The organism is Apibacter sp. ESL0404, from assembly GCF_019469245.1.
In the GTDB taxonomy this organism is placed as follows: Bacteria; Bacteroidota; Bacteroidia; order Flavobacteriales; family Weeksellaceae; genus Apibacter.
On sequence record NZ_CP048267.1, the window covers coordinates 77,086 to 93,484 of the forward strand.

Consider the following 16,399-nt stretch of genomic DNA (forward strand, 5'->3'; position numbering starts at 1 on the left):
AGTATAAAACAAAATTATCGAGGTGAAAAATTTAATAAAGTCAATAAATGGGGAAGTGTTTAATTTTATAAGATAAAATTAGTTTATTTATTAAAAATAAGGTATATAGTATCTAAAATTATTTTAAAAAGAGAAATTATTTATTGAGAAGCAACTAATATCGCGTTTTAATAAAATGAAAACCTTTTATAAATAAAAATTACATAAATATTCTTGCCCAGCTTTCTTTAAGAGGAAGTCTAAATTTTTCATCGAATTCTTTAGAAGTACTTATAGCAAGGTTATAAATATAGGTTTCAGGAGAAATTTGAGCGGATTTGATTTTTTCCTTGAAAGAATTCATAGGAACAGTAGTTATTTCCCCTTTATCATCTTCATAGCTTATCCATAATCGGTTTAAAAGATCTAATTGATATTTTTGATCAATTTGTCTAATGCATTGATTCAATTTATCGATAGAACATCCGGTGGCTTTCGCTTGATTTTCATCAACCGCTATAATTATGAATTTATTTTTAATAATCGTAAGCTCAGATTTTAAATCAGCACCATGTGCCGCCCATGTTTTCAAAAAGTCAGAAAGAATTTTGTTGATATCTTGAATTTCTTCAAGGGTAAGAAATCTTCTAGATTGAAAAACCCAGAGCTTAGAAAAATTATTCATAATTTATGTTTTAGGTAAACTTTACCTGTATTATTAATGTGAGAATTAGGATACAAATTTAAAAATTAATTTCTCAATTAAGAGTAAACTATTAGAAATAAATAGTAAATTTATAAAGAGATTTGCAATGTGTCATTAAGGTAAGCAAAGTTTTCAAGAGTAGATAAAATTTAATTAAGGGCTATATATATGGATTTTGATTTTCATAGAATTAATAAAGATTTTAAAAAGATTAATACGAATATTAGAGTCTATAGTGATCTTCTTATAGAAAAATCTTTAGATGTTTGGAATATAAAAACTAAAGTTGGTTTATTCTTTTTTTCATTAGGTATTGCATTATTAGGTACCTATTTTCTTTCACCGCAAGAATTTACTAAAGCTCAAGAATACACTCTGTTTATTCTGATGTTTTCAATACTTCTATGGGTTACCGAAGCAATCCCCCCCTTTGCCGTAGGGATTCTGATCACAGGTTTTCTCATATATACTATGGGGAATATAGAAGGATCAACAATTGATCCGAAAACTATTTCTAATACATGGTCTGATAGTGTTATATGGATTTTCTTGGGAGGTTTTTTTCTTAGTGAAAGTATGAGAAAAACAGGAATAGATATTTCTTTATTTAGGGGTACTATATCTATTTTTGGTAGTAAGCCGTCGCATATGTTGTTAGGAATTATGCTAACCACTTCCTGTTTATCATTAATTATATCCAATACGGCAACGTCAGCTATGATTTTGGCAGCAGTTATGCCCTTTTTAGACAGAGAAGGGAAAGATTCGCCCATGACAAAAGCAATATTAATAAGTATACCGGCCTCGGCAACTTTTGCAGGAATGGGCAGCTTAATATCTTCTCCTCCCAATTTGATTGTAGTAGATGTTTTAAAATCCAAAGGTATTGAGGTTTCTTTTTTTGATTGGATGATCTTGGGTTTGCCAGTAGCAATAGTTTTGTTGTTGTTCTTTTGGATTCTGCTAAAGCAAAAATATACTTCTAAAGTTGAAAAAATTAATTTAAATTTCTTAGAAGAATTAGCCCCGATTCCCAAAAAGATTAGATTGCAGAGGTTTTTTGTAATACTAATTTTATTTATAACCGTTTTCTTTTGGATGATGGGTTCAAAATTGAAAATCCCAAGTGCAGCCACTTCAGGAATTCCTATTGTTTTCCTTCCTATGTTAGGGATTATAACGGCTGAAGATATAAGAAAGCTTCCGTGGGATACCTTAATGTTGGTCGCCGGTGGATTATCACTAGGGATTGCAATAAAGGAATTGCTGGCGCCCTATTATTCCGAATTATTGGGAGATGCATCGTTTAATGAATATTTAATGATGATGATTTTTGCTATAGTGACTGTGATTTTTTCTAACATAATGAGTAGTACGGCAACAGCAACCATCGTCATAAATATTGCTGCGGTAGTACTTCCTCCGGAACAAATACTGCCGATTGGTTTAGTAATTGGTCTTTGTGCTTCGTGCGGATTATTCCTGCCCGTGTCAACGCCTCCCAATGCAATAGTATACAGTACAGGGATGCTTAAACAATCAGACTTTTATTTTGGAGGTTTTTATGCAGCAATAGTAGGAACTATAGTAATCATGACCTGGGTATTATTTTTGCAAAATTTTACAGGGTATTTTGAGATGGTCTTAACAAGCAGATAAATAAAATTATATTTACTTAACATATATTTTAAGAAATATTTAAAACAATAATCTGTCAACTTGGCATATAAAGTTTTATCTTTGCAGACTATTTTTATTTTGATTTAGTAATATCCCGGTACTTTTTTTCGTAGGGAATGTTTAAATATGGAAAAAGAAATTATAGAAGGAAGACAAGGAGAAATCTTAATACAAGAAAGTTCTTTTAAAAACACCAAAAAAATGTTTTTAGAAAGCTATGGTTGTCAAATGAATTTTTCTGATAGTGAAATAGTAGCTTCAATACTTAGTAACGAAGGATATAATACTACCTCTCAACTGGAAGATGCAGATTTAGTTCTTCTCAACACTTGCTCTATTCGTGAAAAAGCGGAGCAAACGGTTAGAAAAAGACTTTCTCAATTTAATGCAATAAAAAGAAAAAAGCCGGATCTGGTTATAGGCGTTCTCGGCTGCATGGCAGAAAGATTAAAAACAAAGTTTTTGGAAGAAGAGCATTTAGTTGATCTAGTGGTAGGTCCCGATGCATACAGAGATCTTCCGAACTTATTGAAAAATACGGATGATGGAAGAAATGCCATTAATGTACTTTTATCAAAAGAAGAGACTTATGCAGATATAAGTCCGATACGCTTAGGCGGAAATGGAGTTACAGCTTTTGTGTCCATAACCCGAGGATGTGATAATATGTGTACATTCTGTGTGGTTCCTTTTACAAGAGGAAGAGAACGCAGTAGAGATCCACATTCAATTCTTAAAGAATGTAAAGAGTTGAGAGAAAACGGATATAAAGAAATTACACTTTTAGGACAAAATATAGATAGTTACTTATGGTATGGAGGAGGTCCTAAAAAAGATTTCTCAAAAGCTAGTGAATTGCAAAGGGCAACAGCGATAAATTTTGCACAATTATTGAACATGGTAGCTGAAGCTTGTCCTGAAATTAGAATACGATTTTCAACGTCTAATCCGCAAGACATGCATGAAGAAGTATTGCACGTAATGGCTAAACATGATAACATTTGCAAATACATCCATTTACCTGTTCAAAGTGGGAGCACTACAGTTTTGCAGCGAATGAATCGTCAACACACACGCGAAGAATATATTAATTTGGTGGATAAAATAAGGGAAATCGTACCTGACTGCGCGATTTCACATGATATCATAGCAGGTTTTTGTGGAGAAACGGAAGAAGAGCATCTAGAAACCTTATCTCTAATGAAATATGCAAAATACGATTTCGGATACATGTTTGCTTATTCTGAACGTCCCGGTACGTTAGCTCATAAAAAAATGAAAGACGATGTGCCTACGGAAATAAAGTCAAGAAGACTTAAAGAAATTATAAATCTTCAACAAGAACTTTCATTAGAAAGAATGAAAACGTATACTAACAAAGTACACGAAGTTTTGATAGAGGGAACCAGTAAAAAAAGTAAAGATCAATGGTACGGAAGGATTTCTCAAAATGCAGTGGTGGTTTTTACTAAAACAGATCAAACAAAAGTTGGAGATTTTGTTAATGTATTGGTAAATGATTGCACTTCAGCTACCTTGATAGGAGAAATCGCATAAATAAATATTATGGATTCATTACAGGCAATAAAACAAAGATTCGGAATAATTGGAAATAACCTTGCACTTAACAGGGCTTTAGAAAAAGCTATGCAAGTAGCATCTACAGATATTTCTGTTTTGGTAATTGGAGAAAGCGGGGTAGGAAAAGAGTTTATTCCTAAAATAATTCATAATCTTTCACCAAGAAAACATAAACAATATATTGCTGTTAATTGTGGAGCAATTCCTGAAGGGACCATAGATTCAGAACTTTTTGGTCACGAAAAAGGAGCTTTTACGGGAGCAGATAAAGTTCGTAAAGGATATTTTGAAGTAGCAGATGGAGGAACCATTTTTTTAGATGAAGTAGGAGAATTGCCTTTGCAAACGCAAGTTCGTTTATTAAGAGTATTGGAAAGTGGTGAATTTATGAAAGTCGGATCATCTACTATTCAAAAAACAAATATAAGAATTGTAGCTGCGACTAATGTTAATTTATTGGAAGCAATTAAAAAAGGCAGATTCAGAGAAGATTTATATTACAGGTTAAATACAGTACAGATTGATATACCTGCTTTAAGGGAAAGGAAGGATGATATTCCTTTACTTTTCAGAAAATTTGCAGTTGACTTTTCAGAAAAATATAGAATGCCTTCAGTGAGTTTATCAGAAGAAGCCATGTCCTATATTCAAAATTATTATTGGCCGGGAAATATCCGTCAATTAAGAAATTTTACCGAACAAATTACGGTGGTGGAAACCAACAGGAATTTGTCTATAGATAAGGTAAAAGAATATTTAAAAGATATTCCACAAACCACGTCTATAGTAAACTTTTCCAAGCAAAATGAAAATCATTCCGATTTTTCCAGTGAAAGGGAAATATTATATAAGTTTTTATTTGATATGAAAAAAGATCTCAACGATTTGAAAGCGTTGACTTTAGAACTCATTAAAAATAAAGGCGATTTGATGCTAAACTCAAATGATCAGGATCTTTTCCAACGAGTATATAAAGATTATGATATTCCTAAATCGGGAGATTCTCTTGTTTACTACGATGAAAAACCCGTTATACCGACAGTTCCTTCATCAGTTAATGAGTATCACGAAATTTTGGATGACTACGAATATGAAGATGTGTCCAACAATTCAGAATCTTTATCTTTACAAAGAAAGGAAGAGGAACTTATTAAAAAAGCTTTAGAAAAGTATAATGGAAAACGTAAATTAGCAGCAAAAGAGTTGGGAATTTCGGAAAGAACATTATATAGAAAAATAAAACAATATGATATTGAAGAATAAAATCATATTACTCATAATAGGAATTTTTTTTATATCTTTGTCCGGATGTTATTCATTCACAGGGGCTTCTTTGGATCCCGATATAAAAACTATAGAAATAAAATCATTTCCTAATTATTCAGCTTATCAAAGCCCGAATTTAAGTGTAGATTTTACTACCGCCTTACAAAGTAGATTTAATCAAAGAACGAAGCTTGTAGAGACTAATATAGATCCGGATATCATTTTAGAAGGAGAAATAACAAACTTTTCAACCAGTCCGGTAAATATACAAAGTAATTCCGACGAAGCAACGCAAAACAGATTGACGATAAGCGTTTCTGTTAGATACGAAAATAAAAAGCAGCCTGAAAAGAGTTTCGAAAAAACTTTTTCCGATTATGAAGATTATTCCAGCAAAGAATTATTGATTAACGTTCAAGATGATCTTGCCCAGAAAATCAATCAAAGAATTATTGATCAAATATTTTTAGCGATAGTAGCCGATTGGTAAATTATGGATAATAGTAGAATTATACAGTTAATAGAAAACCCTGAAAAACTTAAATTTTCCGATAAGAATTATTTGGAAGATTTAATAACTCACTATCCATTTTCTCAATCGTTTCATTTAATTTATTTAAATTGGAAAAATAGATATGTATCAGAACCGTTAACTAATGAAGATATTAAAAAGGTTTCAATTTATACGAACTATCGAGAATTAATAAAAAAATCCATTGATACTAACAAGAAGTTAGTAGAACCAATTACAACAGAGGAATTAATCGATAAAAAAGAAGATGAAATTTTACAAGCAGATGATAATAAATTTGAAGAAACTATAGTTCTTGAAAATATTGTTAGTAATGAATTTATGGAAGAGGATAGCAGTTTAACCCAATTGAAAGCAATAGATTCAAATTCTGAAATTATAAATGAACAAAAAATATCCGAAGAATTAGTAAATAACAACAATATAGAAATTGAACCTATAGAAGATCATTCTAAAATTCAATTACTTTTAACTAATGAAGATGCTAAGGATAATAAGAAAATCTTTTTAAACAGTGATGTCACCTATACCAATATAGAAAAGTTAGGAATATCACATTTATTTACTTCAAGCTTAGAAAAAGAAAATGAAGAAAATTTCGAGAATAGGGAAGAAAGTACTGAAATTGAACATTCGGAAATTGAAGAAGAAGAAGTAAAGGAAGATTTGGTTGGAAATGAAATCAATGAAATTCAGTTAAGCGAACCAAGTATTGAAAACAAGCAAGAGGAAATTACTTTGGAATCGGACAAATTAACTTTTAATCAATGGATCTCACTTTCCAAGCAAAAAAAAGCTTTAAAATCTGAAAAAGTAATTCCACAACAAGAAAAACAAAATAGCATTATTTCAAATTTTATTGAAAATAATCCCAAGATAAAACCGGTTGCAAAAGACACGAAATATAGTAAAGACGTAGAATTTAAAAAAGAAGAAATTCAGGATATTGCAAATTTAATGACTATTACCTTAGCTCAATTATATGTAGAGCAAGGTAAATATGATACAGCATTAACAGCTTTTAAGATATTAAGTTTGAAATATCCAGAAAAAAGTAGTTATTTTGCCTCGGAAATAAGAAGAATAAAAAAGATAAAAAATTCAAAATAATATGACAGCAGTATATGGAATACTAATGATATTTATCATTATCGCATGCGTTTTGCTAATATTAGTTGTTTTGTCGCAAAATCCAAAAGGAGGAGGTTTAAGTTCAACTTTCGGAGGTAGTGGAACACAAATGTTCGGTGTTCAGAAAACAAATGATTTTATGGAGAAGGCAACTTGGACCTTAGGAGGAGTAATAGTAGTATTGTCAATTTTTGCATCGGTATTGATTGCAAAGCCAACTATATATACATCAACTCCAACCCAAAACTCAAAACAGTCTTCAACCCCTCAACAAGAACAGGCTTTGCCTAAAACTAACGTTAAGTAAAATATACTTGTAATAATTAACACTAAAAATATAGTATTAACAAAGTTCTTAAAAATTTATTGTTGTGTTAGGAAGAAGGCAAATTAGAGAAAAAATTCTACAGGTTCTGTATGCGTATAATATAAGTGGGAATGAGTTAGAATATGTTGAAAATAGAATGTTTCAGTCTATAGATGAGATATATGATTTATATATATATCAATTAAATCTTCTATTGGCTGTGAGAGATTATGCTCTTGAAGTAATAGAAAGGAAAAAGCAAAAACGTTTTGCCACAGATGAGGAAAAAAATCCTAATCTTAAGTTTGTTAATAATAAGATATTTGACCTGTTAGAAAAAAACAAAGCAAGAAAAGAGTATTCGGACAAACATTTAGAATTATCGTGGCATTTAAATAATAATTATCCGGCAATTATCTTTAAAAAATTTCAAACTTCGCGAAGTTATTTAGAGTATATGCAAAGTAAAGCAACAGATTTTGAGTCGGAGAAAAAGGTATTGCTTAAACTGTTTTTAAAACATATAGCAGATAATGACATCATGTATGAATGGTTTGAGGAATTAAAACTTTCTTGGGCAGATGATGTTCATATTGCCAATAATATGACCCTGAAGACTATTAAGTCTATTGAGGAAGGAGCACCCTTTGATACATTAATTCAAGTTTTAAAATCGGATGAGGGTATTTTATTTGCAAAAAATCTATTCAGGACCACGGTTAAACACTATCCGGAAAGCTTAAAATTAATTGAAAAAAGATCAAATAACTGGGAGTTGGATAGAATTGCGGAAATAGATAAAATCATATTGGCAATGGGATTTACAGAACTCAATTATTTTCCTCAAGTTCCGGCTAAAGTTGTTATTAATGAATGTATTGAATTAGCAAAAGTTTATTCTAGTGCTAAAAGTAATGTATTTATTAATGGTATTTTAGACAGATATGCTAGAGATATGAATAAAGTTTAAACATCCTGAAAAATGAAAAAGTCAGCAGTAATATTTTTATTAATAGGTATGTTATTTACCATCGGTTGCAAAAAAGAAAATTCTTCTCAAAAGCAAATCAAAAGTACTATACAGGATAATACGAATACTAAAAATACTCATGGTGTACCCAAAATAACCGAAGAATCTATTATAAAATTTAATGAAGATACGTATGATTTTAAGGATATAAAAAGAGGACAAGAAGTTTCCCATGTTTTTAAATTTACCAATGTTGGAAAACGTCCTTTATTAATTTCAGAAGTACGTCCTTCCTGTGGGTGTACCACTCCAAAATATACTAAAGAACCTGTATATCCGGGCAAGAAAGGAGAAATTACAGTTACTTTTGATTCTTCAAATTTTGAAGGAGAAGTACTTAAAACAATAGCTGTTTCAGGAAATTTTGAAACTAAAGTAATTAAATTTCAAGCAAAAGTTAATTAAAAATAAATTTAAATAAAAATGTTAACAATAATTTTACAAGCAAAAGGAGGTTTTATGGAACAAGCAGGAGCATTCCTTCCCCTAGTCCTTCTATTTGTGGTGTTTTACTTCTTTTTTATTAGGCCGCAAACAAAAAGACAAAAACAAGAAAAGAATTTTCAAGATAATATAGCTAAAGGAACAAGAATAGTTACCACTTCCGGTATTCATGGAAAAGTTGCGGAAATAATGGATGATGGACTTATTATTGAAACTATGGCGGGAAAAATAAAAATCGAAAAATCAGCAATTTCCAGAGAATTGTCTATAGCAAGATATCCGGAAAATGCACCTGCAAAGAAGTAAACGATTATAAATAAATCATAAAGCATATTCTATATACCATAGAATATGCTTTTTAATTATATAAAATGAAAGTAGTAGTAGGTTTATCGGGAGGAGTAGATTCAAGTGTTGCAGCATATTTATTGCAACAACAAGGTCATGAAGTTATAGGTCTATTCATGAAGAATTGGAACGATTCTGAATTTACACTGGAAGATGAATGTCCATGGGTAGAAGATAGCAATGATGCACTGCTAATAGCTCAAAAACTTAATATTCCCTATCAAGTCATAGACCTTTCTGAAATATATAAAGAAAGAATTGTTGATTACATGTTTCATGAATACGAATCAGGACGTACCCCTAATCCGGATGTATTATGCAACAGAGAAATCAAGTTTGATATATTTCTTAAAACGGCTTTATCTTTAGGGGCAGATAAAGTGGCAACCGGTCATTATGCACGTGTTCATTCATTGAATAACGAAGGCCAAACAATTTATCAGCTTTTAGCAGGTATAGATTCCAACAAAGACCAATCCTATTTTTTATGTCAACTTAATCAATACCAGCTTTCCAAAACCTTATTTCCTATAGGAAATTTAACCAAGCCGGAAGTAAGGCAAATTGCAAGTGAAATTGGTTTAGTTACTGCAAATAAAAAGGATTCTCAAGGATTATGCTTTATTGGGAAAATAAGATTGCCTGACTTTTTACAACAAAAATTAAAACCTAAAAAAGGTAATCTGGTTGAAATTTTTTCAAATAATCCTATATACAAAAAAGAAGAACAATCATTTTCAACTAAAAAAGAAGAATTGATTTATTTGTCAACTCCTTTTAAGTATACTATAGAGGATGGCAAAGTGATCGGTGAACATTCAGGAGCGCATTATTATACCATCGGTCAAAGAAAAGGTTTAGGAATAGGAGGGCATATCGAACCATGCTTTGTATTAGATACCGATGTGCAAAATAATACAATCTATGTAGGTGAGGGTAAAAATCATCCCGGATTATTTAGAAAGGCCTTATTTATAGATCAAAAAGAAGTGCATTGGGTTAGAGAAGATCTGCAAATGAAGATAGGAGAAACAATGAGAGTTCGAGTTAGGATAAGATATAGGCAATCTTTGCAAAAGGCAGTTTTGTATCAATTTGAAGAAGGAATTTTCATTGAATTTGAAAATTTGCAATCAGCAATTACCCGAGGGCAATTTGCGGCTTGGTATGTTGAAGATGAATTAATCGGAAGCGGAGTAATCTCTTGATTTTAATTAGTAATATTTAATCAAAAATTAATTTTAAAATATCTAAAGAAATAGGTTTTTTAAAATTAGACAAATGCATTTCAAAATAAGTTATTATTTCTGAAAGCATCTGTTTACGCTCTGAATTAGTAAAGCAATTTTTTAGAGAGTTAAAATCATAAGAAAGTAATTGCTTCCATAAGTGAGCATTTTCTTCCCTTGAAACAGTATCAGCTTTTAAAGAAAAAACACCCTCTTTAATATTAAAATAAGGAAATTCTGAATCTTTTTCTAAGGGATAAAACCCAATATATTTCGAAAAATGCAGTAAAAAATAAAGATGAAAATCAGAAAAGTAACTGTCTTTTGCATCTAAATCAATTAAACTGCTTTTAATAAAATTATATAAAGATGTGTCCTGTGCTTCCTCGTTTTTTAGCGTTTGGTTCACCATTTCTCCAATAAATGTTATTATCGAAGACTTGATAATATTTGTATGAATGGTATTGAAAAAATGAGCTTGATGAATTTCTTTAATCAACTCTAAAGAATGGTTTTTTTTAGAATAAAAAGTAACTTCAATTTCATTAAATAAAAAGATAAAATGGCTTTTTCTATTTTTTTTAGAAAAAGAATTTTTTAAAATAAAACTCTTATAACCAAAATTTTCGGTATAGCATTTTACAATAAGGGAAGAATCTCCATACTTTAAAAAAGACAATACGATAGCTTTAGTAGTTTCAATCATTTCTTTTAAGCTTAACGAATAATTGCAATTTTGGTTGTAGCATGTTTTTTTCCTTCAGAATTGCTCATTAAAACTAAATAGATCCCTGAAGCAACAGGTTTTCCATTAAAATTAGCTCCATTCCAGGTTGCAACACCTCCTGGCGCTTTAGTCTCATATACCAGGTTACCCGCTACATCAGTAATTTTAACAAAAGCATCATGGGCTAATCCGCGTATCGTGATATTTCCTGTATAACCGGGTCTAACCGGATTAGGATAGGCAACAATTTCTCCAAAATCATCTCCAGAATCAATAATGTCTCCTCTGTAAGAAACAATACCTGAAGGAGTAACAAAATAAACTTCTCCGGTCTTATCGATTTGTATATCCGTAATAAGATTAGAAGGTAAAGGAGAATTTTCTTCCGTAAATCTATTTAAAAGAGTTGTTCCGTCTTCCGATAAGTAAAAAACTCCTGAACTATGTGTACCAATCCATTTTCTGTTAGCGCCATCGGTTTTTATTGCCGTAACCTTAGTTTCTCGTAAAACTTCTTCACCTAAACCGTTTTGAGTAATAATAATTCTTTCGGTATTATAGTTTCCTGATTCTAATGATTGATAAGGATTTCTAAAAATACGAAGACCGCTGTCGGTTCCTATCCAAGCAGTTCCGAATTTATCTAATTCTACGCATAATATATTATTAGAAGGTAAGTTTCCGCTATTTTTATTGGAATCAATTAAATAAATTTTATCATCAGACGTAATAAGCGGAGTTCGGTTATATTTATATACAACCAGTCCGTTATTTCTTGGAGAAGGAACCCATATATATCCTTGGGAATCTATATATGGATTCATAGCTCCTCCGGCTAAGTGAAATCTTTTAGGTAAAAGACTTAAAAATTTAAATTGATCATTAGGCGTTTTTATGATAATGGCATTATTAACACCATTGTTAGATTCTGCAGCAAATGATTGAACCATAATTAAGTTACCATTGGAATCAAAGTCTCCGCCAACTAATCGCTCGTGTTCAATTATAGGTGAATTGGTACGATTATAAATAATTTTCATCTGATCATTTACCATTTTTATCAATCCATTACTGTAGGAGATAACAAAAACTTCATGAGTATTGTTAATATTAGGTATAACTTTCATAATATAATTTTCATCGTTAATGCTCTTAGAATCTATATGATTCCATTTTTGACCGTTAAAATGATAAAAACCATAGGAATTGGGATTCGATTGGTAATAATTATCAATGTTCCGTCCTCCCGGGGCGACCCATAACTGATTATCATAGATAGTTAATGAATAAGAATGGTTATTAAAGGGTCCGTCCGGAACAAGATACGTGCTGTTTCTAATAAGGCCTTTTAATTGAGTTCCTGCATAAAAAATTCCATTAGAGTAAAGACCGGTGGTAAGGTCATCAGAAAATTCAATAGATTTTAAAATTTGAAAAGATTCATTTAGTATAACTAATTTATTTTTTTGAACCAATAAATAGCCCCCATCAATAGAAATAATATCTTTTAAATCAATGTAATTGCCTTTATTTTGCCAACTAATTCCATCATCATCACTTTTATAAATAGTTTGGTTGGAGCTTATAAGTAAAGATGTATTATTTTTAATTATTTGATTAAAATTATTTCCTGAATTGGTAAGATTCCAAGCAGTAAAATTTGGAATTAAATGATCGATGGGATGAGAATAAATACCATTAGTTGAAGCGGCAAATATTTTATTATTAACAATTACGCTTTCCTGTACTTTATAATAGTTAAGACCTTGTTTAAAATAACAAGTTTCTTTAAATTCAAGCTTCTTTAAATCAAATAAAGTAATTCCAAAGTCCATGGAAAGTACCGCATAATCACCTTCAGTATATATATGATTAATTCTTTTATTTCCTTGATAATTTTTATCAAAAGGAATATCTACAACTAACAGTATCTTATCTTGCTTTACTATGTCCAATTTACCGGATTTATAACCAACGAGTAAAACTTTATTATCGGAATTATAAGCGAAAGCAGTAATATTAACTTCGTGAAGACCATTAGCTTTTGAAAATTTCTTAATTTCTCCGGTTGATTCATTATAAGAGTACAAACCGTTTTGAGTTGCACTGAAAATAAGATTGTCAACTTTTTGAATTGCTTTAATATTAAAATAAGAAAAATAATCTTTCCATCTGGTATTTTGACTATTGCAAAGACCGGTAAAAATTAATAAAATTAAAAAACTAAGCTTTTTCATAGAAATTATATGTAATGCTTGTAAAATTACTAGATTTAACGTAAAAATGTCGTATTAAGAATTTATTTTATTTAAAAAATTTAGTTGGATTATAATTTTTGAATTTTAAAAATTTCTTTTCAATAAAATGCCATGAAAAATATGCATAAATAGAAGATAAAACGATAGTTAGTATTGCTAAAATCAGAGGGTTAATTACAGGAAAGAAATTAATGATAAATTGTTGAATTACGAAAGCCGAAATATAAATTCCATAAGAAAGATCCCCTATAATATGTATTCGGTTAAATGGGTATATAGACAATAATCCAAAGGATATAATAATAAATGGAAGTAAAAAATATTGAAATAATGAATAATAAGGTTCATGCAGAGTATTTATGACTATTAAAAACAATGAAGTTGAGATAAAAAATGTAATTTTAATATGTTTATTATTCAACTTATGGAAATTGAAAACAGTTAATAGAATACCTGAGATAAATGAAATAGAGAGAGTCGTAAAATGAAGTTTAATTGAGGTAGGAATATGAGTTTGAAAATATAAAAATAAACCGAAGTATACAAATAAAAGACTTATTAAAAATATTTTAATAAATGAAATTTTTTTTTTAAAGAAAAACAAAATTGAAATTAAAAAATAAAAGAAAAATTCATAACGTAATGTCCATAATGACCCATTTATGACCTTGGGAAAAGGATTATTTTCAAAAATTCCCGCTATTTCATATTGTAAATTAAATAAAGACAAATTGTTAGGAATATAAGTATAAACATCTTTATTGCTAAGATAATTCGATAAACTCTTATCATAAGCAAACGGTAACAATAAAATTGTAAGACATAGCATAACTAGTAGCCCCGGATATATTCTTAAAAATCTTTTCCAGTAAAATTTGAGTAAAGAGTCACTCTTTAATAAACTGCTATATATTAAAAAACCGCTAATAATAAAAAAACTTTTTGAACGTAAATTGCCGAAACCAAATTTAAAAAAATCTTCCAATAAGTAGTAAGTATTATTATTTATTAAATCATACGAATGATTTATAATTATTGAAATTGAAAGTAGTAAACGTAAAAAATCAAAATTATTTTTATACATTAAAAGTATTTAGTTTTAGAATAATAAAATTATAATTAAATATAATATTAAAAGGCTATAAATTTAAATAAAAAAGATAATTAAATTATCAAGCTCATCTTTGTTAAATAAGATGATTGGGCATATAGAAGATCTAATGAAATAGAGCTACATACAATAACACAAATAAAAACGATAAAATGTTCAGGAGATATTTGTTAAATTAAAAATATTTTTTAAATTTGCAACCCTATTTAGGGCGATTTTTTAATAAAGGAAAAATAAGAAAAGTGAATACACTAAGTTACAAAACCATATCGGCAAATAAAGAGACTGCAAATAAAGAGTGGTTACTTATTGATGCAGAAGGACAAAAATTAGGTCGTTTAGCTTCTAAAATAGCTAAAATTTTGCGAGGGAAACACAAAACAAATTTTACTCCACATGCAGATTGTGGTGATAATATTGTTGTTATCAATGCAGGAAAAGTTGTTTTATCTGGAGATAAAACAGATCAAAAAGAATATGTAAGACATACAGGATATCCCGGTGGACAAAAATTTTCAAGTGTTGCCGAAGTTAAGGTAAAGGATTCTAGAAGATTGTTGGAGTATGCAGTGAAAGGTATGCTTCCTAAAAATAAATTAGGAAGAAAAGTACTTAAAAATTTATACTTATATGAAGGAGTAGAGCATGAACAAGCAGCTCAACAACCTAAAACATTTGATATTAACGCTTTCATCTAAAAAATAATGGCAGTTACACATAAAATAGGAAGAAGAAAAACATCTGTTGCAAGAGTATATCTTTCTGAAGGAAAAGGAGAGTTTACAATAAACGGAAAAGACTATAAAGTTTACTTTCCTACAGAAGTATTACAATACAAAATTGCACAACCTTTCCAATTAACTGAAACTTTAGGTCAGTATGATATTAAAGTAAATGTATATGGAGGAGGAGTAACAGGACAAGCTGAGGCTATCAGATTAGCAATATCTAGAGCTTTAGTTTCTTTAAATGAAGAAAACAGAACAGTTTTAAAACCAGAAGGTCTTCTAACTAGAGATCCTAGAATGGTTGAAAGAAAGAAATTCGGTCAGAAAAAAGCACGTAAAAGATTCCAATTCTCTAAACGTTAATCTGACTAATAACGATACTTATAACCACTATTTTGTAGTGGTTATTTTATATTAAAAAATAACAATTTTATAAATAATTTAAACTTGCCGTTTAGTTTAGCATCCAAACTTTAAAGTTAAACTTTAAGTTGATTGCAAAAACTGCGGAACGTAAACTAAAAAAAGTATGGCAAAAGTAGATGTAAAAGACCTTTTAAATGCCGGAGTGCATTTTGGTCACCTTACCAGAAAATGGAATCCACATATGGCTCCTTACATTTTTATGGAGAAAAATGGAATCCACATTATTGATTTGCACAAAACCTCTGTAAAATTAGATGAGGCATCAAACGCTTTAGGAAAAATTGCTACATCAGGAAGAAAAATCTTGTTTGTTGCAACCAAAAAACAAGCAAAAGACATTGTTGCAAAACATGCAGAATCTGTAAATATGCCTTATATTACAGAAAGATGGCCGGGAGGAATGTTAACAAACTTTGTTACCATCCGAAAAGCTGTTAAAAAAATGAATTCTATCGATAGAATGAAAAAAGACGGTACTTTTGAAACTCTATCTAAAAAAGAAAAATTACAAGTAGATCGTCAAAGAGCTAAACTTGAAAAAAACTTAGGATCTATTGCTGATATGACTCGTTTACCATCTGCTCTTTTCGTAGTAGATATACTAAGAGAACATATTGCTGTAACAGAAGCAAAAAAATTAGGTATTCCTGTTTTTGCAATCGTTGATACGAATTCAGATCCTCAATTGGTTGATTTCCCAATTCCCGGAAATGATGATGCATCCAAATCAATTGATTTGATTTTAGAAACTGTTACTAACTCTATTAAAGAAGGGTTAAGTGTAAGAAAAGCAGAAAAAGCGAAAGCTAAAGAAGAAGGTGCTGCAGAAGAAGAAGATGTTTTAGTACAAGACACTAATGACTCTGAAGTTTCTGAAAATCAAGAAGAAAATAACGCAGAATAAAGTTAAATTTAA

17 protein-coding genes are annotated in these 16,399 nt (G+C 29.9%); 13 read left to right on the forward strand and 4 right to left on the reverse strand.

Annotation, left to right across the window (positions count from 1 at the left end; genetic code table 11):
* Positions 1-199 precede the first annotated feature (199 nt).
* On the reverse strand, positions 200-664 hold the full coding sequence (locus GYM72_RS00330) for a hypothetical protein (RefSeq protein WP_220264317.1): 465 nt from the start codon (positions 662-664) through the stop codon (positions 200-202).
* Between the two features lie 189 nt (positions 665-853).
* Here GYM72_RS00330 and GYM72_RS00335 point away from each other — a divergent pair, with 189 nt between their 5' ends.
* The 10 genes from GYM72_RS00335 (at position 854) to mnmA (ending at position 10,212) form a co-directional block, all read left to right on the forward strand.
* Positions 854-2,344, forward strand: a complete 1,491-nt coding sequence (locus GYM72_RS00335; protein ID WP_220264318.1) for a DASS family sodium-coupled anion symporter — start codon at positions 854-856, stop codon at positions 2,342-2,344.
* Positions 2,345-2,491: 147 nt separating this feature from the next.
* A complete protein-coding gene (gene miaB, locus GYM72_RS00340) occupies positions 2,492-3,922 on the forward strand; it encodes a tRNA (N6-isopentenyl adenosine(37)-C2)-methylthiotransferase MiaB (protein WP_220264319.1) in 1,431 nt (476 codons plus the stop codon).
* A 9-nt stretch (positions 3,923-3,931) separates the two neighbouring features.
* Positions 3,932-5,209: a sigma-54-dependent Fis family transcriptional regulator gene (locus GYM72_RS00345; RefSeq protein ID WP_220264320.1), complete on the forward strand. Its 1,278-nt coding sequence runs from the start codon at positions 3,932-3,934 to the stop codon at positions 5,207-5,209.
* Positions 5,193-5,702 (forward strand): LptE family protein, encoded by a 510-nt coding sequence (locus tag GYM72_RS00350; RefSeq protein WP_105296369.1) that lies wholly within the window; start codon positions 5,193-5,195, stop codon positions 5,700-5,702. Before GYM72_RS00345 ends, GYM72_RS00350 begins: the two co-directional genes overlap by 17 nt.
* 3 nt (positions 5,703-5,705) lie before the next feature.
* Entirely contained in the window at positions 5,706-6,854 is a 1,149-nt protein-coding gene (locus GYM72_RS00355) for a hypothetical protein (protein WP_220264321.1), read from the forward strand.
* 1 nt (position 6,855) lies between these two features.
* Complete coding sequence (gene secG, locus GYM72_RS00360; RefSeq protein WP_105296367.1) at positions 6,856-7,182, forward strand: preprotein translocase subunit SecG; 327 nt, start codon at positions 6,856-6,858, stop codon at positions 7,180-7,182.
* A gap of 64 nt (positions 7,183-7,246) precedes the next feature.
* Positions 7,247-8,152 (forward strand): transcription antitermination factor NusB, encoded by a 906-nt coding sequence (gene nusB / locus GYM72_RS00365; protein ID WP_220264322.1) that lies wholly within the window; start codon positions 7,247-7,249, stop codon positions 8,150-8,152.
* Positions 8,153-8,164: 12 nt separating this feature from the next.
* Positions 8,165-8,617 (forward strand): DUF1573 domain-containing protein, encoded by a 453-nt coding sequence (locus tag GYM72_RS00370; RefSeq protein WP_220264323.1) that lies wholly within the window; start codon positions 8,165-8,167, stop codon positions 8,615-8,617.
* A gap of 18 nt (positions 8,618-8,635) precedes the next feature.
* Positions 8,636-8,962, forward strand: coding sequence for a preprotein translocase subunit YajC (gene yajC, locus GYM72_RS00375; RefSeq protein ID WP_105296364.1), 327 nt, complete (start codon positions 8,636-8,638; stop codon positions 8,960-8,962).
* Positions 8,963-9,027: 65 nt separating this feature from the next.
* The gene (gene mnmA, locus GYM72_RS00380) at positions 9,028-10,212 is read left to right on the forward strand and encodes a tRNA 2-thiouridine(34) synthase MnmA (RefSeq protein WP_220264324.1); all 1,185 of its coding nucleotides are present in this window, start codon (positions 9,028-9,030) and stop codon (positions 10,210-10,212) included.
* Positions 10,213-10,228: 16 nt separating this feature from the next.
* On the opposite strand, the gene GYM72_RS00385 is transcribed toward mnmA, so the two are convergent.
* The 3 genes from GYM72_RS00385 to GYM72_RS09960 form a co-directional block, all read right to left on the reverse strand.
* Positions 10,229-10,939, reverse strand: coding sequence for a DNA repair protein RecO (locus GYM72_RS00385; protein ID WP_220264325.1), 711 nt, complete (start codon positions 10,937-10,939; stop codon positions 10,229-10,231).
* Positions 10,940-10,950: 11 nt separating this feature from the next.
* Positions 10,951-13,197: a two-component regulator propeller domain-containing protein gene (locus GYM72_RS00390; RefSeq protein ID WP_220264326.1), complete on the reverse strand. Its 2,247-nt coding sequence runs from the start codon at positions 13,195-13,197 to the stop codon at positions 10,951-10,953.
* A 67-nt stretch (positions 13,198-13,264) separates the two neighbouring features.
* Complete coding sequence (locus tag GYM72_RS09960; RefSeq protein ID WP_220264327.1) at positions 13,265-14,302, reverse strand: acyltransferase; 1,038 nt, start codon at positions 14,300-14,302, stop codon at positions 13,265-13,267.
* Positions 14,303-14,571: 269 nt separating this feature from the next.
* On the opposite strand from GYM72_RS09960, the gene rplM reads away from it, so the two are divergent.
* The 3 genes from rplM to rpsB all read left to right on the forward strand — a co-directional run bounded on the left by rplM (position 14,572) and on the right by rpsB (position 16,387).
* On the forward strand, positions 14,572-15,027 hold the full coding sequence (gene rplM, locus GYM72_RS00400) for a 50S ribosomal protein L13 (protein WP_160542527.1): 456 nt from the start codon (positions 14,572-14,574) through the stop codon (positions 15,025-15,027).
* Positions 15,028-15,033: 6 nt separating this feature from the next.
* Positions 15,034-15,420, forward strand: a complete 387-nt coding sequence (gene rpsI, locus GYM72_RS00405) for a 30S ribosomal protein S9 (RefSeq protein ID WP_105296360.1) — start codon at positions 15,034-15,036, stop codon at positions 15,418-15,420.
* A gap of 166 nt (positions 15,421-15,586) precedes the next feature.
* Positions 15,587-16,387, forward strand: coding sequence for a 30S ribosomal protein S2 (rpsB, locus tag GYM72_RS00410; RefSeq protein ID WP_160542526.1), 801 nt, complete (start codon positions 15,587-15,589; stop codon positions 16,385-16,387).
* The last annotated feature ends 12 nt before the right edge of the window (positions 16,388-16,399 follow it).

Coding starts and splice junctions, on each gene's coding strand:
- GYM72_RS00390 (WP_220264326.1), bottom strand. CDS start 13,197: ATGAAAAAGCTTAGTTTTTTAATTTTATTAATTTTTACCGGTCTTTGC.
- GYM72_RS00355 (WP_220264321.1), top strand. CDS start 5,706: ATGGATAATAGTAGAATTATACAGTTAATAGAAAACCCTGAAAAACTT.
- GYM72_RS00385 (WP_220264325.1), bottom strand. CDS start 10,939: ATGATTGAAACTACTAAAGCTATCGTATTGTCTTTTTTAAAGTATGGA.
- GYM72_RS09960 (WP_220264327.1), bottom strand. CDS start 14,302: ATGTATAAAAATAATTTTGATTTTTTACGTTTACTACTTTCAATTTCA.
- GYM72_RS00330 (WP_220264317.1), bottom strand. CDS start 664: ATGAATAATTTTTCTAAGCTCTGGGTTTTTCAATCTAGAAGATTTCTT.
- rpsB (WP_160542526.1), top strand. CDS start 15,587: ATGGCAAAAGTAGATGTAAAAGACCTTTTAAATGCCGGAGTGCATTTT.
- secG (WP_105296367.1), top strand. CDS start 6,856: ATGACAGCAGTATATGGAATACTAATGATATTTATCATTATCGCATGC.
- rpsI (WP_105296360.1), top strand. CDS start 15,034: ATGGCAGTTACACATAAAATAGGAAGAAGAAAAACATCTGTTGCAAGA.
- yajC (WP_105296364.1), top strand. CDS start 8,636: ATGTTAACAATAATTTTACAAGCAAAAGGAGGTTTTATGGAACAAGCA.
- GYM72_RS00345 (WP_220264320.1), top strand. CDS start 3,932: ATGGATTCATTACAGGCAATAAAACAAAGATTCGGAATAATTGGAAAT.
- GYM72_RS00335 (WP_220264318.1), top strand. CDS start 854: ATGGATTTTGATTTTCATAGAATTAATAAAGATTTTAAAAAGATTAAT.
- GYM72_RS00370 (WP_220264323.1), top strand. CDS start 8,165: ATGAAAAAGTCAGCAGTAATATTTTTATTAATAGGTATGTTATTTACC.
- mnmA (WP_220264324.1), top strand. CDS start 9,028: ATGAAAGTAGTAGTAGGTTTATCGGGAGGAGTAGATTCAAGTGTTGCA.
- miaB (WP_220264319.1), top strand. CDS start 2,492: ATGGAAAAAGAAATTATAGAAGGAAGACAAGGAGAAATCTTAATACAA.
- GYM72_RS00350 (WP_105296369.1), top strand. CDS start 5,193: ATGATATTGAAGAATAAAATCATATTACTCATAATAGGAATTTTTTTT.